The organism is Streptomyces sp. NPDC058052, from assembly GCF_042885515.1.
Classification (GTDB): Bacteria; Actinomycetota; Actinomycetes; order Streptomycetales; family Streptomycetaceae; genus Streptomyces.
The window spans coordinates 22,456-42,514 of the sequence record NZ_JBHVRX010000051.1; the positions used below are offsets into that span (position 1 = coordinate 22,456).

Annotated in this window: 23 protein-coding genes; 10 read left to right on the forward strand and 13 right to left on the reverse strand. The window is 73.3% G+C overall.

Annotation, left to right across the window (positions count from 1 at the left end; genetic code table 11):
- The first annotated feature begins 40 nt into the window (after positions 1–40).
- Positions 41–1,267 carry an aromatic acid exporter family protein gene (locus ACFVU3_RS37885; protein WP_390073330.1) on the forward strand — a complete coding sequence of 409 codons (1,227 nt, stop codon included), beginning with the start codon at positions 41–43 and terminating at the stop codon, positions 1,265–1,267.
- A 21-nt stretch (positions 1,268–1,288) separates the two neighbouring features.
- Here the strand turns inward: ACFVU3_RS37885 and ACFVU3_RS37890 are convergent, their stop codons facing one another.
- The 8 genes from ACFVU3_RS37890 to hemL form a co-directional block, all read right to left on the reverse strand.
- The gene (locus ACFVU3_RS37890; RefSeq protein ID WP_390073331.1) at positions 1,289–1,816 is read right to left on the reverse strand and encodes an SRPBCC domain-containing protein; all 528 of its coding nucleotides are present in this window, start codon (positions 1,814–1,816) and stop codon (positions 1,289–1,291) included.
- A 37-nt stretch (positions 1,817–1,853) separates the two neighbouring features.
- Positions 1,854–2,939, reverse strand: a complete 1,086-nt coding sequence (gene ccsB, locus ACFVU3_RS37895) for a c-type cytochrome biogenesis protein CcsB (protein WP_390073332.1) — start codon at positions 2,937–2,939, stop codon at positions 1,854–1,856.
- Positions 2,936–4,621, reverse strand: coding sequence for a cytochrome c biogenesis protein ResB (locus ACFVU3_RS37900; RefSeq protein WP_390073333.1), 1,686 nt, complete (start codon positions 4,619–4,621; stop codon positions 2,936–2,938). The genes ccsB and ACFVU3_RS37900 overlap by 4 nt, the downstream gene beginning before the upstream one ends.
- Positions 4,621–5,358 carry a cytochrome c biogenesis CcdA family protein gene (locus ACFVU3_RS37905; RefSeq protein ID WP_390073334.1) on the reverse strand — a complete coding sequence of 246 codons (738 nt, stop codon included), beginning with the start codon at positions 5,356–5,358 and terminating at the stop codon, positions 4,621–4,623. Before ACFVU3_RS37905 ends, ACFVU3_RS37900 begins: the two co-directional genes overlap by 1 nt.
- Before the next feature lie 4 nt (positions 5,359–5,362).
- Entirely contained in the window at positions 5,363–5,974 is a 612-nt protein-coding gene (locus ACFVU3_RS37910; RefSeq protein WP_390073335.1) for a TlpA family protein disulfide reductase, read from the reverse strand.
- A gap of 77 nt (positions 5,975–6,051) precedes the next feature.
- Positions 6,052–7,308, reverse strand: coding sequence for a hypothetical protein (locus tag ACFVU3_RS37915; RefSeq protein WP_390073336.1), 1,257 nt, complete (start codon positions 7,306–7,308; stop codon positions 6,052–6,054).
- 196 nt (positions 7,309–7,504) lie between these two features.
- Positions 7,505–8,200, reverse strand: a complete 696-nt coding sequence (locus ACFVU3_RS37920; RefSeq protein ID WP_390073337.1) for a histidine phosphatase family protein — start codon at positions 8,198–8,200, stop codon at positions 7,505–7,507.
- Positions 8,197–9,504 (reverse strand): glutamate-1-semialdehyde 2,1-aminomutase, encoded by a 1,308-nt coding sequence (gene hemL, locus ACFVU3_RS37925; RefSeq protein WP_390073338.1) that lies wholly within the window; start codon positions 9,502–9,504, stop codon positions 8,197–8,199. The genes ACFVU3_RS37920 and hemL overlap by 4 nt, the downstream gene beginning before the upstream one ends.
- A gap of 267 nt (positions 9,505–9,771) precedes the next feature.
- Here hemL and ACFVU3_RS37930 point away from each other — a divergent pair, with 267 nt between their 5' ends.
- Positions 9,772–10,371 carry a hypothetical protein gene (locus ACFVU3_RS37930; RefSeq protein ID WP_390073339.1) on the forward strand — a complete coding sequence of 200 codons (600 nt, stop codon included), beginning with the start codon at positions 9,772–9,774 and terminating at the stop codon, positions 10,369–10,371.
- Between the two features lie 183 nt (positions 10,372–10,554).
- A complete protein-coding gene (locus tag ACFVU3_RS37935) occupies positions 10,555–10,980 on the forward strand; it encodes a MerR family transcriptional regulator (protein WP_390073355.1) in 426 nt (141 codons plus the stop codon).
- A gap of 15 nt (positions 10,981–10,995) precedes the next feature.
- Here the strand turns inward: ACFVU3_RS37935 and ACFVU3_RS37940 are convergent, their stop codons facing one another.
- Entirely contained in the window at positions 10,996–11,850 is an 855-nt protein-coding gene (locus ACFVU3_RS37940) for an ABC transporter substrate-binding protein (RefSeq protein ID WP_390073340.1), read from the reverse strand.
- 265 nt (positions 11,851–12,115) lie between these two features.
- Here ACFVU3_RS37940 and ACFVU3_RS37945 point away from each other — a divergent pair, with 265 nt between their 5' ends.
- On the forward strand, positions 12,116–12,358 hold the full coding sequence (locus tag ACFVU3_RS37945; protein WP_390073341.1) for a hypothetical protein: 243 nt from the start codon (positions 12,116–12,118) through the stop codon (positions 12,356–12,358).
- Positions 12,359–12,464: 106 nt separating this feature from the next.
- Here the strand turns inward: ACFVU3_RS37945 and ACFVU3_RS37950 are convergent, their stop codons facing one another.
- On the reverse strand, positions 12,465–13,118 hold the full coding sequence (locus ACFVU3_RS37950; RefSeq protein WP_390073342.1) for a TIGR03086 family metal-binding protein: 654 nt from the start codon (positions 13,116–13,118) through the stop codon (positions 12,465–12,467).
- 238 nt (positions 13,119–13,356) lie between these two features.
- Between ACFVU3_RS37950 and ACFVU3_RS37955 the strand changes: the two genes are divergently transcribed.
- The gene (locus ACFVU3_RS37955; RefSeq protein WP_390073343.1) at positions 13,357–14,226 is read left to right on the forward strand and encodes a DUF6597 domain-containing transcriptional factor; all 870 of its coding nucleotides are present in this window, start codon (positions 13,357–13,359) and stop codon (positions 14,224–14,226) included.
- A gap of 14 nt (positions 14,227–14,240) precedes the next feature.
- On the forward strand, positions 14,241–14,798 hold the full coding sequence (locus ACFVU3_RS37960) for a GNAT family N-acetyltransferase (protein WP_390073344.1): 558 nt from the start codon (positions 14,241–14,243) through the stop codon (positions 14,796–14,798).
- Here ACFVU3_RS37960 and ACFVU3_RS37965 read toward each other — a convergent pair.
- A complete protein-coding gene (locus ACFVU3_RS37965) occupies positions 14,782–15,222 on the reverse strand; it encodes a GNAT family N-acetyltransferase (protein ID WP_390073345.1) in 441 nt (146 codons plus the stop codon). The two genes, ACFVU3_RS37960 and ACFVU3_RS37965, sit on opposite strands and share 17 nt — an antisense overlap.
- An 89-nt stretch (positions 15,223–15,311) precedes the next feature.
- On the opposite strand from ACFVU3_RS37965, the gene ACFVU3_RS37970 reads away from it, so the two are divergent.
- Entirely contained in the window at positions 15,312–16,046 is a 735-nt protein-coding gene (locus ACFVU3_RS37970; RefSeq protein ID WP_390073346.1) for a Mut7-C RNAse domain-containing protein, read from the forward strand.
- Positions 16,047–16,061: 15 nt separating this feature from the next.
- Here ACFVU3_RS37970 and ACFVU3_RS37975 read toward each other — a convergent pair whose 3' ends face one another.
- Positions 16,062–16,622 carry a TetR family transcriptional regulator gene (locus ACFVU3_RS37975; protein ID WP_390073347.1) on the reverse strand — a complete coding sequence of 187 codons (561 nt, stop codon included), beginning with the start codon at positions 16,620–16,622 and terminating at the stop codon, positions 16,062–16,064.
- Positions 16,623–16,723: 101 nt separating this feature from the next.
- On the opposite strand from ACFVU3_RS37975, the gene ACFVU3_RS37980 reads away from it, so the two are divergent.
- The gene (locus ACFVU3_RS37980; protein ID WP_390073348.1) at positions 16,724–18,175 is read left to right on the forward strand and encodes an FAD-dependent oxidoreductase; all 1,452 of its coding nucleotides are present in this window, start codon (positions 16,724–16,726) and stop codon (positions 18,173–18,175) included.
- A gap of 14 nt (positions 18,176–18,189) precedes the next feature.
- On the opposite strand, the gene ACFVU3_RS37985 is transcribed toward ACFVU3_RS37980, so the two are convergent.
- Positions 18,190–18,693 carry a hypothetical protein gene (locus tag ACFVU3_RS37985; RefSeq protein ID WP_390073349.1) on the reverse strand — a complete coding sequence of 168 codons (504 nt, stop codon included), beginning with the start codon at positions 18,691–18,693 and terminating at the stop codon, positions 18,190–18,192.
- A 168-nt stretch (positions 18,694–18,861) separates the two neighbouring features.
- Here ACFVU3_RS37985 and ACFVU3_RS37990 point away from each other — a divergent pair, with 168 nt between their 5' ends.
- Together ACFVU3_RS37990 and ACFVU3_RS37995 are read left to right on the forward strand one after the other, a co-directional pair.
- On the forward strand, positions 18,862–19,197 hold the full coding sequence (locus tag ACFVU3_RS37990) for a YnfA family protein (protein WP_390073350.1): 336 nt from the start codon (positions 18,862–18,864) through the stop codon (positions 19,195–19,197).
- 56 nt (positions 19,198–19,253) lie between these two features.
- A complete protein-coding gene (locus ACFVU3_RS37995; protein WP_390073351.1) occupies positions 19,254–20,009 on the forward strand; it encodes an SDR family NAD(P)-dependent oxidoreductase in 756 nt (251 codons plus the stop codon).
- Positions 20,010–20,059 lie beyond the last annotated feature (50 nt).

The window sequence follows — 20,059 nt, forward strand, 5'->3', positions numbered from 1 at the left end:
GCCCTCCGGGGGCCGGCGAGGCGACGGGACGAGGTGGGACGTGGCGCGCGGCGGAGCGGAGCGGGACCGGGACGACGGGCTGCTCGCGCGCCTCCGCCGCGACCCGTTCGCCGTGCAGACCGTGCGGTCCACGGCGGCGGCCACCCTCAGCTATGTCGTCGCCCTCCGGCTCAGCAGCGAACCGGTCCCCCTCACCGCGCCCCTCACCGCCCTCCTGGTCGTCCAGGTCACGCTCTACTCCACCCTCACCACCAGCCTCCGGCGGGTGAACGCCGTCGTCGTCGGCGTCCTCATCGCCATCGCGTTCAGCGCCGTCGTCGGCCTCTCCTGGTGGAGCCTCGCCCTCGTGATCCTGGCCTCGCTGCTCGTCGGCCGGCTCGTCCGGGTCGAGGAGTTCGTCCCCGAGGTCGCCATCAGCGCCATGCTCGTCCTCGGCGTCACCCAGGTCTCCGACACCGCGTGGGACCGCGTCCTGGAGACCCTCATCGGCGCCGTCGTCGGCATGCTCTTCAACCTGCTCCTCGCCCCGCCCGTCTGGGTCGACACCGCCGGCGACTCCATCGAGGACCTCGCCCGGCGGATGCGCCGGCTGCTCCTCGACGTGGCGGACGAGTTCACCGGCGCGCCGCCCGTCGAGCGGGCCGCGGCCCGGCTCCACGAGGCCCGCCGCCTCGACGACGACGTCGCCGACGTCGACGCCGCCCTGCGCACCGCCGAGGACAGCCTGCGGCTCAACCCCCGCGTCAAGGAGGGCCTCCTCCACCGGGTGGCGCTCCGCACCGGCCTCGACACCCTGGAGATCAGCGCCGTCGTCCTGCGGGTCCTCGCCCGCACCCTCACCGACCTGGCGAAACACCGCGACGGGGACGCGCTCCTGCCGGACCGGGCCGCCCTCTCCGTCCGGGAGACCGCCCAGTACGCCGCCGACGCCCTCGTCAGCTTCGCCGTCCTCGTCACCGCCCCGGGCAGCGAGGCCGCCGGAGCGGCCGAGACCCGGCTGGCGGGCGAGCTGCGGGCGGCCAGGATCTGCCGGGACGACACGGCCGAGCGGCTCCTCGCCCTCGCCCTCGCCGACCCCGCCCGCTGGCAGCTGTACGGGGCGCTGCTCGCCGAGATCGACCGGATCCTCGACGAACTCGACCCCGAGCACCGGGGCCGGCGGCTGATGGAGGAGCTGGACCGGCAGACGCGCGAGCGCCGGGCACGCCGCGCACGCCTCACCCTCCGCGACCGCTGGAGCCCCCGCCGTTCCCGCGACGGCGGCTGACCGGACGCGCCGGGGACAGACCTAGGGGACCCATTTCGGCCAGGGCGCCGCGTCCTGCTCGTACAGCTCCCGCAGCTCGTTCCAGCGTCCGGTGGTCCACTGCCGCCAGTCCGTCGGCCGGCCGTCCAGCGCGTCCCGCAGCCGCTCGAAGTGGTCGTGCCAGCCGGCCAGGCAGTCGAGGAGCAGCTGCCGGTCGCCGCGCATCTCGTTGGTGAAACGCAGCACGGTCGACGCCCCGCCGTCGGCCTGTTCCAGATGGAACCGGATCCGTCCGTGCGGGGCGCCGACCGTGTACTCGGCCACGTGGTCCGGGTCCCAGGCGGTGACCCGCCCCGAGACCTCGGTGTCGCCGTTGAGCCAGCGGAGCGTGACCCGTCCGCCGAGCCTCGGCTCCAGCGGGTCCGCCGCGCACAGCCAGGACGGCAGTCCCTCCGGCGAGGCGACCATGGCCCACACCACCGCCTGCGGGTGCGGCAGCTCGATCGCGTACCGCAGCAGGTGCGTGTCGCCGTCGTGGGTCTCGCTCCTGCCCCGGGGTATGTCGCTCATACCTCCAGCGTGGCCCCCCGAGGGAGGCCGTGCCAGCTCAGACGCCGGCGTAGGAGTGCTTGCTGGTGACGAAGATGTTCACGCCGTAGTAGTTGAAGAGGAAGCAGCCGAAGGCGATGAGCGCGATGTACGCGGCCTTGCGGCCCTTCCAGCCGGCCGTGGCCCGGGCGTGCAGGTAGGCGGCGTACCCGACCCACGTGATGAAGGACCAGACCTCCTTGGCGTCCCAGCCCCAGTAGCGGCCCCAGGCGTCGCCGGCCCAGATGGCGCCCGCGATGATCGTGAAGGTCCACAGCGGGAAGACGGCGGCGTTGACGCGGTAGGAGAACTTGTCGAGGGAGGCCGCGGAGGGCAGCCGCTCCAGGACGGAGCGGGCGAAGGCCCCGGGCTCCCCGCCGTTCGCGAGCTTGTTCTCGTACGAGTCGCGGAAGAGGTACAGCAGGGTGGCGACGGCGCCGAGGTAGAAGACGGCGCCGCAGAAGATCGCGGTGGAGACGTGGATCCACAGCCAGTACGAGTCGAGGGCCGGGACCAGCTGGTCGCTCTCGGTGTACAGCCAGGTGGTGGCGAGGCCCAGGTCGAGCAGGACCGTGGTCACCAGCGGGAGGCCGATCCAGCGGACGTTCTTCTTGGCGACCAGGAAGCCGAGGTAGGTGCCGACCGCCACCGTGGAGAAGGTGGTGGAGAACTCGTACATGTTGCCCCAGGGGGCACGCTGCACGGCGATCGCCCGGGAGACCACGCCGGCCGCCTCCAGGGCGAAGGCGAGGACGGTGAGCGAGACGGCGATCCGGCCGTACAGGTCGCCCTTGACGGTGCCGCCGGCGGCGCCGGGGCCGTCGGGGACGTCACGGGTGCCGGCGGCGGAGCGGGTGACGACCTTCGGCCGGTCCAGGACGGTGGTGCCACCGGCCCCCTTGACCTGCACCGGCACGGCGGCGGACGCGGCCGCGCCCTTCGCCCCGGTGAGCGCGGCGGCGGTGCGGCCGACCTTGCTGCGACTGCCGAACACCCACTCGGCGATGTGGGCGAGGAACGCCAGGGTGTAGACGGCCATGGAGGCGTAGACGAGCTCGTTGCTGAGCGTCGCCAGGCCCTCGTTGGTCTCGGCGGCGAGGATCACTTCTCGACCCCTTCTGATGCTTCTGCGTCGGCAGGTTCGGGCGCCGGCGGCGCCGTGGCGGTGAGCGCGACCGCGAGGTCGGAGAGCTCCTCGGGCAGCTTGGCGGACTCGCTGCGGCCGAGGCCCGCCATCTCGACGACGGTCACGCCGTCCTCACCGCGGACGGCGCGGACCCAGATCCGGCGCCGCTGGATGAAGAGCGAGCCGGTGAGTCCGGCGATCGCGGCGACGGCGCCGGTGAGCGCGAGGCCGTTGCCCGGCTGCTGGGAGACCTGGAAGCTCGCCCATTCCTTGATCTCCTTCTCGAAGGTGATCGAGCCGGCGCCGTCGGGCAGCGTCATGGTCTGGCCGGGCGCCAGGCGCTTGGCGACTCCGGTGCCTCCGTCGACCTTGAACTGCTCCATGTCGGTCGTGTCCAGCTGGTACACGTTCTGCGGCAGGCCGGAGTCGACGCCCAGGCTGCCGTGGTAGCCGGTGAGGGCCATCACGGGGTCGGCGAGGCCCGGGAACTGGGAGAACATGTTGCCGTTGCCGGCGCCCGCGAAGGTGGGCACGAAGAACGCCTTGAAGCCGAGCTGCTGCTTGTCGCCGTTCTTGTCGCGGTAGCCGTCCATCACCTTGATCGCGCCGGTGGAGGTGATGTTGTTGTCGATCGGCAGCAGCGGGACGGCGCCCTTGAAGACGACCTTGCCGTCGCGGTCCTTGACGGTGACGACGGGCGCGTAGCCGTGGGCGATCAGGTAGACCTTGGAGTCGCCGATCTTCAGCGGCTCGTTGACCCGGACGATCGCCTTCTTGTCCTTGCCGCCGGCCTCGACGTAGGTGACGGCCGCCTCGAAGGTGCGGGGGGTGCCCAGCTGCGGGCCGCTCGTCTCGTACGTGCCGGTGAAGCTGTCCAGGGTGAAGCTGAACGGCTCCAGCTCGTCGATGCCGAACTGGGATCCGGACTTGAAGTCGTCGTACTGGGTGAGCGTGTTGGAGAAGCCGTCGCCCTCGACGACGAGCTTGCCGCCCTCGGACTTGAAGAGCTGGCCCCAGGCGAAGGCCACCAGCATCACGATCAGCGCGATGTGGAAGACCAGGTTGCCGGCCTCGCGGAGGTAGCCCTTCTCGGCGGCGACCGCGTCACCGGCCGTACGGACGCGGAAGCGACGGCCCTTGAGGACGGCGAGGGCCGCCTCGTGGACCTCCTCCGGGCCGGCCGCGGTGCGCCAGGTGGCGTACGCGGGAAGGCGGGTGAGCCGCTTGGGGGCGGCCGGCGGCAGGCCGCGGAGCTGGCCGACGAACTGCCAGGTGCGCGGGACGATGCAGCCGATGAGGGAGACGAAGAGCAGGATGTAGATCGCGGAGAACCACACCGAGCTGTAGACGTCGAAGAGCTGGAGCTTCTCGTAGAGCGGGGTGAGGGTCTCGTGCGCCGCCTTGAAGGCGGCGACCTTCATCTCGTCCGCGCTGGACTGCGGGATGAGGGAGCCGGGCACGGCGCCGAGGGAGAGCAGGAAGAGCAGGATCAGCGCCACCCGCATGGAGGTGAGCTGGCGCCAGAACCAGCGGATCCAGCCGACGACCCCGAGGGTGGGGCCGCCGAGGGTCTCCTCCCGGGGCGCGGTGGAGAGGTCCGCGCCCGCGGCCTCGTCGCCGCCCGCCGCGGGGTTCGTGTCCGTCGTGTCGGTCGTGCTCATCAGATTCCCACCGTGAAACCGCTGGACCAGCCCTGCATCGTGGAGACCATGCTGTCCCAGACCCCTGTGAGGAGGAGGACGCCGGTGAGGATCATCATGCCGCCGCCGACCCGCATGACCCACACGTAGTGCTTCTTGACCCAGGCGAACGCGCCGAGCGCCTTGCGGAAGGCGATGGCGGCGAGGACGAAGGGGACGCCGAGGCCGAGACAGTAGGCGAGGGCCAGTATGGCCCCGCGTCCGGCACTGGCCTGGTCGAGGGCGAGCGCGTTGACCGAGGCGAGCGTCGGGCCGATGCACGGGGTCCAGCCGATGCCGAAGAGGGCGCCGAGGACGGGTGCGCCGAGGAGGCCGGCGACGGGCTTGCGGTGGAAGCGGAACTCGCGCTGGGTGAACCAGGGCATCAGGCCGGCGAAGAAGAGCCCCATGAGGATCATGAAGACCCCGAGGAGGGTGCTCAGCGTGGAGCTGTACTCCTGGAGCGTGGCGCCGAAGAAGCCGAAGAGCGCGCCGCCGGAGACGAAGACGGCGGTGAAGCCGGCGACGAAGAGGAGGGCTCCGGCGGTCATCCGGCCGCGGCGGCTGTCGGCGAGGTCGGTGCCGGAGACGCCGGTGACGTAGCTGAGGTAGCCGGGGACGAGCGGGAGCACGCAGGGGGAGAAGAAGGAGACCAGGCCGGCCAGGAGGGCGACCGGGAAGGCGAGCAGGAGGGCTCCGCTGGTGACGGTCTCGTTCACCGGCTCACTTCTCCTTGAGGAGCGGGTCGATCATGGACCGCAGCTTGGTCTCGTCGATGGCCATGACCGCGCGGGCGGCGATCTTGCCCTCCTTGTCGAGGACGACGGTGGAGGGGATGCCCTGGGGGCTGAGGGTGCCCTTGGGGAAGCCGAAGAGGATCAGCTTGCCGTCCCGGTCGTAGAGGCTCGGGTAGGGGACCTTGTAGTCGGCCTCGAAGGCGAGCGCCTGCTGCTTGTTGGCGTCGCGGGTGTTGAGGCCGACGAAGGCCACGTCCTCGCCCTTGAGGTCGTTGGCGACCTTGGTGAAGTGGGGGGCCTCGGCACGGCAGGGGCCGCACCAGGAGCCCCAGACGTTGAGGACGACGACCTTGCCCTTGAGGTCGGCGACGTCGAGCTTCTCGCCCTCCAGCGTCTCGCCGGCGATCTGGTTGATGCCGGCGCGCTCGCCCTTGGGGGCGGTGGAGATGCCGCCCTTGCTGGTGACGAAGTTGGTGTCGCCGCCGCCGGTGACGCCGTTGTCGTCGCCGCAGGCGGAGAGCGCGAGGGCGGCGGACAGCACGCCGACGGCGACGAGGGCGCGTCGGGGGGCACGGTGGAGGCCACGGCTAAGGCTCATGTGAAAAGTTTCGCATGGGCGTTTGGGGGATCTTGGGCACCCCCCTACGTGCCCGGAACGCCCCTTGTCAAGATCGCCTAAGCGGGCGTGAGATAGGTGCGCCATCCGCCGGCCGGCTTCTGGCCGACGTCGAGGCCGCGCAGGCGGTCGAGGATACGGGGGTCCTGGACGTCCATCCAGTCGGTGAACTGGCGGAACGACACCAGCCGGACGTCCTTCTTCCCGGCCATCGCCTTCAGCGCGTCCTCGACGGCGTCCATGTAGATGCCGCCGTTCCACTGCTCGAAGTGGTTGCCGACGAAGAAGGGCGCGCGGTTCGACTCGTACGCGCGGGTGAAGCCGCCGACCAGCGCGTCGGTGGCCTGCTTGCGCCAGCCGGGATAGCGGGAGGGCATGCCCTTGGTCGAGTTCTTCGACTGGTTGGCGAGCATGTTGTAGTCCATGGAGAGGACTTCGAAGGAGTGCCCGGGGAAGGGCACGGCCTGGAGCGGGAAGTCCCAGATCCCCTTGCGCTTGACGGGCCAGGTCTGGCGGCCGCCGGGCGAGCTGGCGTCGTAGCGCCAGCCGAGGCGCTTGGCGGTGGGCAGCAGGTTGTCCTGGCCGAGGAGGCAGGGGGTGCGGCCGCCGACGAGCTCCTTGGAGTAGTCGAAGGGCAGCGGGTCGAGGTCGGTCCAGCCGCTGTTCGTCTTCCACTCGGTGACGAACTTCGTCGCCTGGTCGATCTCGCTCTGCCACTGCGCCGGGGTCCAGTTGCCGACGGAGCCGGAGCCGCCGCAGAAGTGCCCGTTGAAGTGGGTGCCGATCTCGTGCCCGTCGAGCCACGCCTGGCGGACGTGCTTGAGCGTGTCCTTGATGTGCTCGTCGGTGAGGTAGCCGATGTCGGAGGCGCCGACGCGGTTGTTCGGCGGGCGGTAGAGGTTCTTCTTCGACTCGGGGAGGAGGTAGATCCCGGAGAGGAAGAAGGTCATCGCCGCGTCGTGGTTCCTGGCGAGTTCGAGGAAGCGCGGGAAGAGGCCGTTGCCGACCTCGCCGGCGCCGTCCCAGGAGAAGACCACGAACTGCGGCGGGGTCTGGCCCGGTTCGAGCGGGACGGGGGTGTCGGGCTGGTGCGGCTGCTTGCCGGTGTCCGCGGTGGAGCCGTCGCCGATGAGGCGGACGGCGTCCTTGGTCGGGGCCGGGGTGGTGGGTTCCCCTCCGGTCGAGGGGGCACCCCCCTTGTCCGGTCCGGACTGGCCCGGGCCGCCCTGCCCCTTGTCGCTGCACCCGGCGATCCCCAGGGCCGCGGCGGCCCCGACTCCCGCCCCCAGAAGGCTCCTTCGACTGAACCCGCGCATGACATCCCCATTCACGCTCTGACGCAAAACATCATCCAAACCGACAATGAGTGAGATGCAGGGAGGAACGCGGAGGTTCCGGCAAATAGCACAAAAATTTCAGGGCGGTCGGAGAGAAACCTCTCTCCGACCGCCCTGACGATGTCCCGTCAAGCCTGCCCCTGTCCAGGGGGCGCGGGCCACCGAGGGTCCGGCGCTACGCCCCGAACGCCTTCTGCTTGCCCTTCACCGGCTTGGCGCCGGCCCGCAGGTGCACCGGCACCAGATCGATCGCCGGCTCGCTGTACCCGACCGAGACGATCTTGTCGCCCTGGTACGTGAACGAGGTGAGCGAGGCCAGCGTGCACTGCCGGCGCCGCGGGTCGTGCCACAGCCGCCGCCGCTCCACGAAGGACCGCACGATCCAGATCGGCAGCTGGTGGCTGACCAGCACCGCCTCGTGACCCCGCGCCGCGTCCTTCGCCGCGTCCAGCGCCCCCATCATCCGCACGACCTGCTCGATGTACGGCTCGCCCCAGGACGGCTGGAACGGGTTGGTGAGGTGCTTCCAGTTCGCCGGACGGCGCAGCGCCCCGTCGCCGACGCCGAAGGTCTTGCCCTCGAAGACGTTCGCCGCCTCGATCAGCCGCGCGTCGGTGGCCAGGTCCAGGCCGTGCGACTTGGCGATCGGCGCGGCCGTCTCCTGCGCCCGCTCCAGCGGCGAGGCGACGACGTGGGTGACGTCCCGCTCGGCCAGCGACTCCGCCACCCGGTCCGCCATCTTCCGGCCCAGCTCGGAGAGGTGGTAGCCGGCCCGGCGCCCGTACAGCACGCCGTCCGGGTTGTGGACCTCGCCGTGGCGCATCAGGTGGACGACGGTGATGTCCTCCGGGTCCCTCACGTCGTCGCTCATGCCGTCGCCTCCGCGGCGGCACGGGCGGCGGCCGGCAGCGCGGCGGCGATCCGCTCGACGGCGCGCTCGTCGTGCGCGGCCGAGACGAACCACGACTCGAAGGCGGACGGCGGCAGGTAGACCCCGTCGGCCAGCATCGAGTGGAAGAAGGCGTTGAAGCGGAAGGCTTCCTGCCGCTTCGCCTCGTCGTAGTTCCGCACCTCGTCGGCGGTGAAGAAGACCGAGAACATGTTGGACGCGGTCTGCAGCCGGTGCGCCACGCCCTCCTTGCCGAGCGCGTCCGTGACCAGGCCCTGGATCTCCTTCGAGACCGCGTTCACCTTCTCGTACGCGGCGTCGTCGAGCAGCCGCAGCTGCGCGAGGCCGGCGGCGGTGGCGATCGGATTGCCGGAGAGGGTGCCCGCCTGGTAGACGGGGCCCGCCGGGGCGAGGTGGCCCATGACGTCGGCACGGCCGCCGAAGGCCGCGGCCGGGAAGCCGCCGCCCATGACCTTGCCGAAGGTCAGCAGGTCGGGCCGGACGCCGTCCACGCCGTACCAGCCGGCGCGGCTCGTCCGGAAGCCGGTCATGACCTCGTCGGAGATGTACAGCGCGCCGTTCTCCCGGCACACGTCCGCGAGCCCCTGGTTGAAGCCGGGCAGCGGCGGGACGACGCCCATGTTGCCGGGCGACGCCTCGGTGATGACACAGGCGATCTCGCCCGGGTGCGCGGCGAACGCGGCCCGCACGGCCTCCAGGTCGTTGTACGGCAGCACGATCGTGTCGCCGGCCTGCGCGCCGGTCACGCCGGGCGTGTCGGGCAGCCCGAGGGTGGCGACGCCGGAGCCGGCGGCGGCGAGCAGCGCGTCCACGTGCCCGTGGTAGCAGCCGGCGAACTTGACGACCTTCGCGCGGCCGGTGAAACCGCGGGCGAGCCGGATCGCCGACATCGTCGCCTCGGTGCCGGAGGAGACCAGGCGCACCTGCTCGACCGGCTCCACGCGGGCCACGATCTCCTCGGCGAGCGCCACCTCGCCCTCACCGGGCGTGCCGAAGGAGGTACCGCGGGCCACCGCGGCCTGCACGGCGGCGGTCACCTCGGGGTGAGCGTGGCCGAGAATCATCGGTCCCCAGGAGCAGACGAGGTCGACATACTCGCGACCGTCCGCATCCGTGAGGTACGGACCGGTGCCGGACACCATGAACCGGGGCGTACCGCCCACAGCCCGGAAGGCCCGCACCGGTGAGTTCACGCCGCCGGGCGTCACAAGGGACGCGCGGTCGAAAAGCGTCTGTGAGACTGGGGCTTCGTATGAATACGACACAGTGATCCTGACCTGCGAGTACGACGTCTGGTACGGAGGGACGGTGTGGGCACCCTGTGCATCACGCCGGGGTGGCCTGCCTCCGCGTCTGCGAAACTGTGGCGGCAGGGACCTCATGGGGTTGGCTCACGCGTTCCATGGTGTCAGAGGCCGCGGCGATTCTTGCGGACAGGTGTTTCACCGCAGGAACGCGGGGGAGGTCACTGACACGATGATCGGGTTGCGCGGCGGGGTCGTGTTGCCGAGAAACAGCAGTCGGGTGGAGATATGCATCGCGGTGGCGGGCCGGGCGAGGGGACGGACGACCTGGGTCCGGAGCCTGTCCGGCGGGGGAGGCACCGGCGGCGGCGGGCCGAGGACCCGTCCGCGCCGGACAATCGCGCGTCCCCCGAGCAGCCGGCGGCGGACCCGCCCCTCGGAGGCCGCAGCTTGGCGGTGACGTACAAGTACTTCGGCGCGCCCGACGGCGCCACGGCGGCCCGCGTCCCGATCTCGATGCGCCCGGAGGAGCTCGGCGGCGACGAGCTGGGCATGGGCGGCATGTTCTCCAAGATCAAGCCCGAGACGATAGCGGCGATGGTCCTCACCGGCATCCAGGGCCTGCCGCTCCACAAGGTCCCCCCGCTGGAACTGGTCGTCCTGCATCCCGACTACGCCGTGGTGAAGCTCCCCACGACCGTGGTCGACCCCCTGCGCGCGATCGGCGAGGAGTCGGTCGGCGCCGCCGCCTTCATCTGGTCCACCGTCCCCGACCGCGGCGGCCCGCGCGACGCGTTCGACGTCTACCAGCTGCTCCACGAGTGGCAGGACTTCTCCGTCCGCCTCCACGAGGCCGGCCACCAGCCGTACTGCCTGGTCTGGCCCTGACGGCTGCTCTCTCCGCGTTTCCGACCGTCATAGCGCATGAAATTAGGACGAATCGGATGTAATGCGTGGAGGTTGGTTCACAGAGGCGCCGTACGAGGAGGACCTGACGTGACCGGAGTGACTGGAGCGACCGGCGTATCCGGAGCGACCGGACCGACGGGAGCACGGGCGTCCGCCGCCCGGATGCCCGGAGCCCGCGCCGCCACCGGCGAGCCCATGCAGATCTCCGAGGTCGCCGCCCGCACCGAACTCCCCCTGCGCACCATCCGGCAGTACGAGGACTGCGGACTCGTCGTCCCCTCGGCCGCCTCTCCGGGCGGCTTCCCGCTCTACACCGACGCCGACGTGGCCCGGCTGATGGTGATCCGCCGCATGCAGCCGCTGGGCTTCGGCCTCGACGAGACCCGCGAACTCCTCACCTCGGCCGACCGCCTCGCCGCCGACCTCCCCGGCACGGACGGCGAACTCGAACCGGCCGAACGCGAGGTCCTGGTGACCCGCGTCCGCCGCTACGAGGAGGCCGCCGCCGCGCGCGTCGCCGACCTCCGCGTCCAGCTCGCCCGCGCCGAGGAGTTCGCCGCCTCCCTCCGCTCCCGCCTCACGATCTGACCCGAAGGGCACGGCTCAGGCCGTGAGGGCCTCCGCCAGGGTGCGGAAGAAGCGGGCGTACGCGGCCGGGCTCGGCGGGATCTCCGGGTTCCACGGCACCAGCCGCGCGCCGGCCGGCAGCCGCTCCGGGCCGTCGGGCCGGGTGGCGTGGGCCCTGCTGTCGTAGAGGACCAGCGCGGGGGCGAGATCGAGGGCCCCCTCCCACCCCGTGGTCAGCCAGTTCGCGCCGGGCCCCGGCCCCGGGTCGATCAGCCGGACGCCCAGCCCGGCGAGCCGCGCCAGCTCCGGCCAGGCCCCCGGGCGCGCCAGGTAGACCTGCTCGGGACCGCCCCCGGAGAGCGCCAGCACCCCGGCCCCGGCCCCCGCCGCCACCGCGGCCGCCCGCACCGCCTCCTCCGCCTCCGCCAGTCCCCCGGCGCCCGGTCCGGCGTCCGGGGCGCCGAGCGCCGCCCCCAGCTCCCCGAAGCGGCCGATGATCGCCGGCAGGGTCAGGTCGTTGCCGACCGAGAGCGCCGCCAGCGGCACCCCCGCCCGCCCGGCGAGCTCCTCGTCCACGGCGTACGGGCTCTTCCCGTCGTACGTGACGTCCACCACCAGATCCGGCCGCAGCTCCCGCAGCCGCTCCTCGTCCAGCCCCCGCCCCGGCCCGAGGTACGGCACCCCGGCCGCCGCCAGCCCGCCGTCCTTCGCGGGGTCCGCCTCCGCCGCGTCGTGCCCGGAGCCGTACACCGCCACCGGCGTCACCCCCAGGTCGAGCAGGGCGGCCCCGGCCCGCACGTAGGCGACCACCCGCGCCGGCCTGTCCGGCGCCCCCACCTCCACCCCTCTGTCGTCCGTGAAACCCCATCCGTACGCACCCGTTCCGGACATGCGGCTGCTCCCTCCCGGCCGGACATATGCCTCCGCCGCCACCTTCGAACGGTTCCCCGTCCGGCACAAGAGGGCCTCCCCGAACGCGCCGCCCGCCCCTCGCCGTCCGGGACTTTGGTCCCGGACCCCCCTGCCGAAAGTCCCCCAGGGTGGTGTTAACTGAACAGGTCGGGAGGAAGCAGAAGGAATCGTCTGTGCCCCCGTGCCCGCACGCCGCCTGCCGGTGCGTGCGCCGCGCGGGCCCTTGCGCCCTGGAGTGAACGTCATGACCGTCCCCGGCCAGTTCTCCGACCCCCGTGTCCTCACCCTCTTCGCCGTGCTCGCGGTCGCCACGGGCGTGTGGCTGGCGACGGGCCTGCGCGCCCGCGCCCGCCGGATCCGCGCGCTGACGCCGATGGACCGCGTCTGGCACCCGCAGGAGTCGGTGGAGCTGACCCCCGCCGAGGAGCGCGCCTTCGGCCAGGTCGTCTCCCGCCTCTCCCTGACCTCCACCGGCCGCCTGCGCTGACGAGCACCCCCACCGGACGGTCCGGCGCCCGCCCGGGGACGTCAGCCCGCCGGCCCGCCTGCCCGCCGGCCCGCCTGCCTTCCTGCCCGCCGGCCCGCCCTTTCCGTCAGCCCGCCGGCCGGACGCGCGGGTCGCGGCCCGTCGTGGCGAGCAGCCGCTCGAAGACGCTCGCGCCGGCCGGCAGCTCGACGGCGTCCCCGAAGACGTTCATCTTCCGGGCCATCGGCGCCATCCGTTCCACCTCGTCCACCAGCCCGGCCACCACCTCCGGGGCGGGCTCGAACTCCCGCCCGGTCGCCCGCGCCAGGTCCCACGCGTGCACGGTGAGATCGAGCAGCACCATCGCCCCGACCGTCCGGGCCGGCAGCCCCATCGCCCCCGACGTCCCCTCCTCGGCCCCCGGCGCCGCCCACGCGTCGACCAGCTTCCCGGTCTCCGCCGCGAAGCACTCCCGCCATTCCGGCTCCGCGAGCCGGTCCGGGGTCGCGGAGAAGTCGGCCGCCTCCTTGGCCGCGAGCGCCTGGAAGTTCACGACCACCGAGAACAGGTGGTTCAGCAGGGCGCGGACGTCGTACTCGGCGCAGGGCGTGGGCGCGCCGAGCGAGGCGTCGTCCGTGCCCGCGACCAGGGGGACGGCCCGGTCGGAGGCGGCGCGGAGCAGGACGCCGAGGGAGGCTTCTGTCTTCTCGAAGGCAAGGTGCGACTCGTCGGTGCGAGCGGAGGTGCCGTCGGTGCCGTGGTGCGTGTCGTCGTACGTCATGGCCCCGACGCTAGGAGAACTCCCCGGCCCGGTCTTGAAGAAACGCGCCACGGCCCCCGACCCGCCCCGGATCCCGCCCCGTAGGGGCAGCTCGGGCCAGAGGTCGGCCCCCGCTCACGGCCTCCCCGGCAGTGCGGCACCCGTCCTCCCCGGCAGCGCGGCTCGCGGACTCCCCGGCAGCGCCCGGCGGCCCTCCCGGGGCCGTGCCACGCGCTCCGGACCGGCCTAGGATCGGGGCATGCCCGACCCCGCCCCGCGCCGGGACACCCGGGGCATCGTCGCCGCCGCCGAGCTGCTCTCCCGGGTCCGCTTCCGCCGGCACCTCCCGGCCCCGGAGCTGCGCCCGTACCTGGAGCACTACTGGCTGATCGACTGGGCGCTGCCGGAGCCGTACACCACCCACGTCGTCCCGCACCCGTCGGTGAACGTCGTCTTCCAGCGGTACGGCCCGCTCGGCGCCGGTGCCGCGGCCGCCCGCTCGGAGGCCGAGGTCTCCGGGATCGGGCCGGGGCTCTTCACCAAGCGGCTCGAAGGGGAGGGCCGGGTCTGCGGGGTGCAGTTCCGGCCCGGCGGCTTCCGCCCCTTCGCCCCGGCGCGGCCCGTCTCGGTCTGGACGGGCCGGCGGGTCCCGCTGCACGAGACGTTCCCGGACGTCCGGGAGCCCGGCGGCGGGACCACGGACGGGGCCGTGCTGTCCGCCGTCCTCTCGCCCGGCGACGACCACGCGCGCGTGGCGGCGCTCGACGCCTTCCTCCTCGCCCGCGGGCCCGCCCCGGACCCCGCCGCCGTCCGGGCGACGGAGCTGGTGGAACTGGTCCGGTCCGACCGCACGGTCCTGCGGGTGGGCCGGCTCGCCCGCATGTCGGGCCTGTCGGCCCGCTCCCTCCAGCGGCTCTTCGCCTCCCACGTCGGCGTCGGCCCGAAGTGGGTCATCCTGCGCTACCGCCTCCACGAGGCCCTGGAGCGCGCGGAGGAGGGCGCGGCGCCGGACTGGGCGGACCTCGCGGCCGAGCTCGGCTACAGCGACCAGGCCCACCTCGTCCGCGACTTCACCGCCACGGTCGGCCTCTCCCCGACCGCGTACGCCCGGGCGTTGTCGGCGCCGTGACATACGGTGCGCGCATGAACGAGCAGCCCGGCAGGACCCCTCCGACCGCCGCGACGTCCGTGCGCCTCGAAGCCTGGTCCGAGGAGGACGCCGGACTGCTGCGGGCGCTGAACGCGCCGGAGCTGATGGAGCACCTCGGCGGGCCGGAGACCGAGGAGCAGCTGGTCCACCGCCACCGGCGGTACGTGGACCTGAGCGCCGACACCACGGGCGCGGGCCGGATGTTCCGGATCGTGCTGCTGCCCGAGGAGCGCGTCGCGGGCAGCATCGGCTTCTGGACGAGCACCTGGCACGGCGAGGCGGTGTACGAGACGGGCTGGGCGGTCCTGCCGGGCTTCCAGGGCCGCGGCGTCGCGACCCTGGCCACGCGCGCGGTGGCGGAGCGGGCCCGGGCCGCGGGCCTCCACCGCCCTCTGCACGCCTTCCCCTCGGTGGAGAACGCCGCGTCGAACGCGGTGTGCCGCAAGGCGGGGTTCGAGCTGCTCGGCGAGCAGGACTTCGAGTACCCGCCGGGCCGCCCGATGCGGTGCAACGACTGGCGGCTCGACCTGGGGCCTACCGCGGGTCGGTGAGCGGCCGCACGAAGTGGAAGGCCACGATGTCGAAGCGCTCGCGCAGGTAGAAGCGGTGGGCGCCGGTGCGGTGGGTGCCGGAGTCGAGGTTCAGCTCGTGGCATCCGGCCGCGCGGGCGTGCTCCTCCAGGTGGGCGATGAGCGCGTGGCCGACGCCGGTGGAGCGGACGGCGGAGGCGGTCACCAGGTCGTCGACGTACAGCTGGCCGAGCGAGCTGGTGTTGAAGACGAGCCGCCAGCCGGCCGCGCCGACGCACCGGCCGTCGTCGCCGTAGGCGGCGGAGAAGCGCAGGCCCTGCGCGTGCCCGCGCGCGTACACGTCCTGGAAGAGGGCGGGGGTGAGGTGCGGGCGCAGCTCGACGAGGACCGGCAGGAGATCGCTCTCCAGACGGGGGTCTCCGGGCTCGAGGTCGATGATCTTCATGCCGGGACGGTAGCCCAGCCGCGCCCCGCACCGCGCCGGGGCCGGGAAATGCCTGGCCCGCTGTCAGGGGCCGGTGCGATCCTGTCCCCGTGAACGGACCGGAGATCCAGATCAGTTTCGCCCCCGGCCTGGCCGTCTTCGTCGCCGCCGAGCGGCGCTCGGGGCGCACGGCCGTGACGACCGACGGCGTCTCCTCGCTGGGCCATGTCGTCGAGTCCCTCGGCGTCCCGCTCACCGAGGCCGGCCGGCTCCTGGTCGACGGCCGCCCGGTGGCGCCCGCGCACGTGCCGGCGGCCGGCGAGAGCGTCGAGGTCGAGGACGTCGCCCGCCCGCAGCCGGTGCCCGGCGCGCCCCTCCGGTTCCTGCTCGACGTGCACCTGGGCACGCTGGCCCGGCGGCTGCGGCTGCTGGGCGTGGACGCCACGTACGAGAACGAGGACATCGGCGACCCGGCGCTCGCCGCGCTCTCCGCGCGGGAGCGGCGGGTCATGCTCTCCCGCGACCGGGGGCTGCTGCGCCGCCGCGAGCTGTGGGCGGGCGCGTACGTGTACAGCGACCGGCCCGACGACCAGCTCCGTGACGTCCTGGAGCGTTTCGCGCCCCGGCTGGCGCCCTGGACCCGCTGCACCGCCTGCAACGGCGTCCTGACGGACACCGGCAAGGACGAGGTGCGCGAGCGCCTGGAGCGGGGCACCGAGAAGACGTACGACGTCTTCGCGTCGTGCCAGGAGTGCGAGCGGGTCTACTGGCGGGGCGCGCACCACGCCCGCCTGGAGGCGATCGTCGACGAGGCGGTACGCGAGTTCGGCGCCGCCGCCTCGTGACGCCGTACCCCCGGCTCAGGGGGTCTCGGCGGTGAGGTAGCGCTGGACGGTCGGCGCGAGCCAGGCCACCAGCTCGTCCCGGCTCATCCCGGCGGCCGGCGGCAGGCGGAGCACGTAGCGGGCGAGCGCCATGCCGAGGATCTGGGAGGCGACGAGCGCGGCCCGTGCCGGGGCCTCCGCGGGCCTCGGGCAGACGCCGAGGGCGACGGGGCCCAGCTGCGCCTCGAAGATCGCCTGCATGCGGGCGGCGCCCGCGTCGTTGGTGACGCCGACCCTGAGCAGCCCGGTGAGCACGTCGTCCCGCTCCCAGCGGTCGAGGAAGTGGTTCACGAGCACGGCCCCGATGTGCCGGGAGGGCAGCGCGCCCAGGGCGGGCAGGGCCAGGTCGATCTCGGAGGCGGCGGCGAACAGCCCCTCCTTGTTGCCGTAGTAGCGCATGACCATCGAGGGGTCGATCCCGGCGTCGCGGGCGATGGCCCTGATCGTGGCGCGCTCGTACCCGTCGGCGGCGAAGCGCTCGCGGGCGGCCTCCAGGATCGCGGCCCGGGTGGCGTCGGAGCGGCGTGCGGTCGTCATGCCCACAACTGTAGGCCAACAGGTGTTGACACGCCACGCGAGGCGCCCTACCGTTGCCAACAAGCGTAGGCCAACAAGCGTTGACCGATCGGAGGCCAGCCATGAGCACCACCGACCACCGCACCACCGACGGCGCCACCCCCACCACCGACACCGACGTCATCGTCGTCGGCGCCGGACCCACCGGGCTCCTGCTCGCCGGCGACCTCGCCGCGGCCGGCCTCGACGTCACCCTCGTCGAGCGCCGCCCGGCCGGCCGCTCCAACCTCACCCGCGCCTTCGGCGTGCACGCCCGCACCCTCGAACTGCTCGACACCCGCGGCCTCGCCGACGCCCTGGAGACCACCGGCACCCCCCTCACCCGGATGCGGCTCTTCGGCAACCTCTCCCTCGACCTCCGCCGCCTCCCCTCCCGCTTCGACCACCTCCTCATCACCCCCCAGTACGAGGTGGAGCGCCTCCTCGAACAGCGCGCGATCGACGCCGGCGTCACCTTCCGCCACGACACCGTTCTGGGCTCCCTCCACCAGGACGCCGACGGCGTCACCGCCGAGCTCACCGGCCCCGACGGCACCCCTCTCGCCCTCCGCGCCCGCCACCTCGTCGGCACCGACGGCCACCGCAGCACCGTCCGCACCGCCCTCGGCCTCCCCTTCCCCGGCACCAGCGTCATCCGCTCGATCGTCCTCGCCGACGTCCGGCTCACCGACGAACCCGCCGGATCCCTCACCGTCAACGGCTCGGGAGGCGCCTTCGCCTTCATCGCCCCCTTCGGCGACGGCTGGTACCGCGTCATGGGCTGGGACCGCACCCGCCAGGTCCCCGACGACGAGCCCGTCGACCTCGACGAGGTCCGCTCCCTCGCCCGGCGCGCCCTCGGCACCGACCACGGCATGCACGACGCCCGCTGGATCTCCCGCTTCCACAGCGACGAGCGCCAGGTCCCCGCCTACCGCGTCGGCCGCGTCTTCCTCGCCGGCGACGCGGCCCACGTCCACTCCCCCGCCGGCGGCCAGGGCATGAACACCGGCCTCCAGGACGCCGCCAACCTCTCGTGGAAGCTTGTCGCCGTCCACCGCGGCGACGCCCCCGACCCCGAGGCCCTCCTCGACAGCTACCAGACCGAGCGCCACCCGGTCGGCGCCATGGTCCTGCGCAGCAGCGGCGCCCTCATCCGCCTCGCCATGGCCCACACCCCCGTCACCCGCGCCCTGCGAGCCCTGGCCACGACCGCCCTCAACACCCTCCGCCCGGCCTCCGCCAAGGCCCTCGGCATGATCAGCGGCCTCGGCATCGCCTACGCCCCCGTCCCGGGCGGCGGCCGCGCCTCCGGCCGCCGCGCGCCCGACGTACGGCTCCGCGAGGGCCGGCTGCACGCGCTGCTGCGCGCGGGCGAGTTCGTCCTCATCGCCCCCGAGGGCGCCGCACCGGCGCTGCCGCCCCTCTCCCCGACCACCGCCGCCCGTGTCGTCCGGGCCACCTGGACGGACCCCGCCCGCCGCACCACGGTCCTCGTCCGCCCCGACGGCTACGTGCTCCGGACCACCCGGTGACCGCTCCGGCCCGATCAGAAGACGTACAGGTCCCCCGTCGCGAGGACCAGCACCCGGTGCCGGTCGTTGACGGAGTTCCGGTCGGCCCCGCCGGCCCGCCAGGCCGTGCTCACGTCCACCGTCAGCTCCTGCGGCCGGCCCGCCGTCCGCAGATCCAGCGCCAGCTCGCCCGCCGCACCACCGTCCGGCAGCGCACCCGTCCGGCAGGACACCACCCGGGCACTGCTCCACAGGCAGCCCGGCGGCAGCTCCTGGCCGCCCGCCATGGGCACGGAGAAGGCCAGCCGGACGGTGGCCTCCGCGACGTCGGACGGACCGTGGTTCTCCGTCACCAGCCACACCCCGATCCGTCCGTCCCACAGGGACACATGGCCGTGGTGGGCGAGATCCGCCTCGGCCCCGACCGTCCCGCCACCCCCGCCGCCCACTCCGCCGGCCGCCCCGGCCGTCGTCCCGGCACCCAGCACCACGAGCGCCGCGAGCGCGGCCCCGAGCACACTCTTAGAGATCACACGCATACGCCAAAAATACCCAGATATCATCCGATCCTCTGACAATCCATCAGCCGCGCGTGTCCCCTGCCCCTCGTGGGCCGCGTCCCCCGCACCCACCGGGCACGCGGCCCACGAACCCCCGCACCCACCCGGCGCGCGGCACCCGACCCCCGGCCGTGCCACCCTGCCGCCATGCAGATCGCCCGCTCCGTCTCCCTCTTCGTCGTCGCCGCCCTCTTCGAGATCGGCGGGGCCTGGCTCGTCTGGCAGGGCGTCCGCGAGCACCGCGGCTGGATCTGGATCGGTGGCGGCGTCCTCGCCCTCGGCCTCTACGGCTTCGTCGCCACCCTCCAGCCCGACGCCGAGTTCGGCCGCGTCCTCGCCGCCTACGGAGGCGTCTTCGTCGCCGGCTCGCTCGCCTGGGGCATGGTCGCCGACGGCTACCGCCCCGACCGCTGGGACGTCGCCGGCGCCCTCGTCTGCCTCGCGGGCATGGCCGTGATCATGTACGCCCCCCGCGGCCGCTGACCGCCGCCTATCCTGGCCACCACACCGACCGACCACCTGTGCGAGGAGCCTCCGCCATGTCCGCCCCCATCGCCGTCATCACCGGAGCGAGCAGCGGCATCGGCGCCGCCACGGCCCGGCAGCTGGCCGCCGCCGGCTACCGCGTGGTCCTCACCGCCCGGCGCAAGGACCGCATCGAGGCCCTCGCCGCCGAGATCACCGAGGCCGGCCACCAGGCCACCGCGTACGCCCTCGACGTCACCGACCGCGCCGCCGTCGACGAGTTCGCCACCGCCTTCCGCTCCCTCGCCGTCCTCGTCAACAACGCCGGCGGCGCCCTCGGCCTCGACCCCGTCGCCACCGGCGACCCCGAGGACTGGCGCCGCATGTACGACGTCAACGTCCTCGGCACCCTCCACATGACGCAGGCCCTCCTGCCCGCGCTCACCGCGAGCGGCGACGGCACGGTCGTCGTCCTCTCCTCCACCGCGGGCCACAGCACCTACGAGGGCGGCGCCGGCTACGTCGCCGCCAAGAACGGCGCCCGCGTCCTCGCCGAGACCCTCCGCCTGGAGATCGTCGGCACCCCGGTCCGCGTCGTCGAGGTCGCCCCCGGCCTGGTCAAGACCGAGGAGTTCGCCACCACCCGCTTCCGCGGCGACACCGACCGCGCCGCCAAGGTCTACGCGGGCGTCGCCGAGCCCCTCACCGCCGACGACGTCGCCGACACCATCACCTGGGCCTGCACCCGCCCCCCGCACGTCAACATCGACCTCCTGGTCGTCCGCCCCCGCGCCCAGGCGTCCAACACCAAGCTCCACCGCGAGCCGTAGACCGGACGGACCGGGAACACCCGGAGCGGACACGGGGAGGGGGCCGGCGC

What these genes read in the sequence shown, in the direction of transcription:
- ACFVU3_RS37890 (WP_390073331.1), bottom strand. Translation starts at nt 1,816, where the DNA reads ATGAGCGACATACCCCGGGGCAGGAGCGAGACCCACGACGGCGACACG.
- ACFVU3_RS37900 (WP_390073333.1), bottom strand. Translation starts at nt 4,621, where the DNA reads ATGAGCACGACCGACACGACGGACACGAACCCCGCGGCGGGCGGCGAC.
- ACFVU3_RS37910 (WP_390073335.1), bottom strand. Translation starts at nt 5,974, where the DNA reads ATGAGCCTTAGCCGTGGCCTCCACCGTGCCCCCCGACGCGCCCTCGTC.
- ACFVU3_RS37915 (WP_390073336.1), bottom strand. Translation starts at nt 7,308, where the DNA reads ATGCGCGGGTTCAGTCGAAGGAGCCTTCTGGGGGCGGGAGTCGGGGCC.
- ACFVU3_RS37920 (WP_390073337.1), bottom strand. Translation starts at nt 8,200, where the DNA reads ATGAGCGACGACGTGAGGGACCCGGAGGACATCACCGTCGTCCACCTG.
- ACFVU3_RS37930 (WP_390073339.1), top strand. Translation starts at nt 9,772, where the DNA reads ATGCATCGCGGTGGCGGGCCGGGCGAGGGGACGGACGACCTGGGTCCG.
- ACFVU3_RS37935 (WP_390073355.1), top strand. Translation starts at nt 10,555, where the DNA reads ATGCCCGGAGCCCGCGCCGCCACCGGCGAGCCCATGCAGATCTCCGAG.
- ACFVU3_RS37940 (WP_390073340.1), bottom strand. Translation starts at nt 11,850, where the DNA reads ATGTCCGGAACGGGTGCGTACGGATGGGGTTTCACGGACGACAGAGGG.
- ACFVU3_RS37945 (WP_390073341.1), top strand. Translation starts at nt 12,116, where the DNA reads ATGACCGTCCCCGGCCAGTTCTCCGACCCCCGTGTCCTCACCCTCTTC.
- ACFVU3_RS37950 (WP_390073342.1), bottom strand. Translation starts at nt 13,118, where the DNA reads ATGACGTACGACGACACGCACCACGGCACCGACGGCACCTCCGCTCGC.
- ACFVU3_RS37955 (WP_390073343.1), top strand. Translation starts at nt 13,357, where the DNA reads ATGCCCGACCCCGCCCCGCGCCGGGACACCCGGGGCATCGTCGCCGCC.
- ACFVU3_RS37960 (WP_390073344.1), top strand. Translation starts at nt 14,241, where the DNA reads ATGAACGAGCAGCCCGGCAGGACCCCTCCGACCGCCGCGACGTCCGTG.
- ACFVU3_RS37965 (WP_390073345.1), bottom strand. Translation starts at nt 15,222, where the DNA reads ATGAAGATCATCGACCTCGAGCCCGGAGACCCCCGTCTGGAGAGCGAT.
- ACFVU3_RS37975 (WP_390073347.1), bottom strand. Translation starts at nt 16,622, where the DNA reads ATGACGACCGCACGCCGCTCCGACGCCACCCGGGCCGCGATCCTGGAG.
- ACFVU3_RS37980 (WP_390073348.1), top strand. Translation starts at nt 16,724, where the DNA reads ATGAGCACCACCGACCACCGCACCACCGACGGCGCCACCCCCACCACC.
- ACFVU3_RS37985 (WP_390073349.1), bottom strand. Translation starts at nt 18,693, where the DNA reads ATGCGTGTGATCTCTAAGAGTGTGCTCGGGGCCGCGCTCGCGGCGCTC.
- ACFVU3_RS37990 (WP_390073350.1), top strand. Translation starts at nt 18,862, where the DNA reads ATGCAGATCGCCCGCTCCGTCTCCCTCTTCGTCGTCGCCGCCCTCTTC.
- ACFVU3_RS37995 (WP_390073351.1), top strand. Translation starts at nt 19,254, where the DNA reads ATGTCCGCCCCCATCGCCGTCATCACCGGAGCGAGCAGCGGCATCGGC.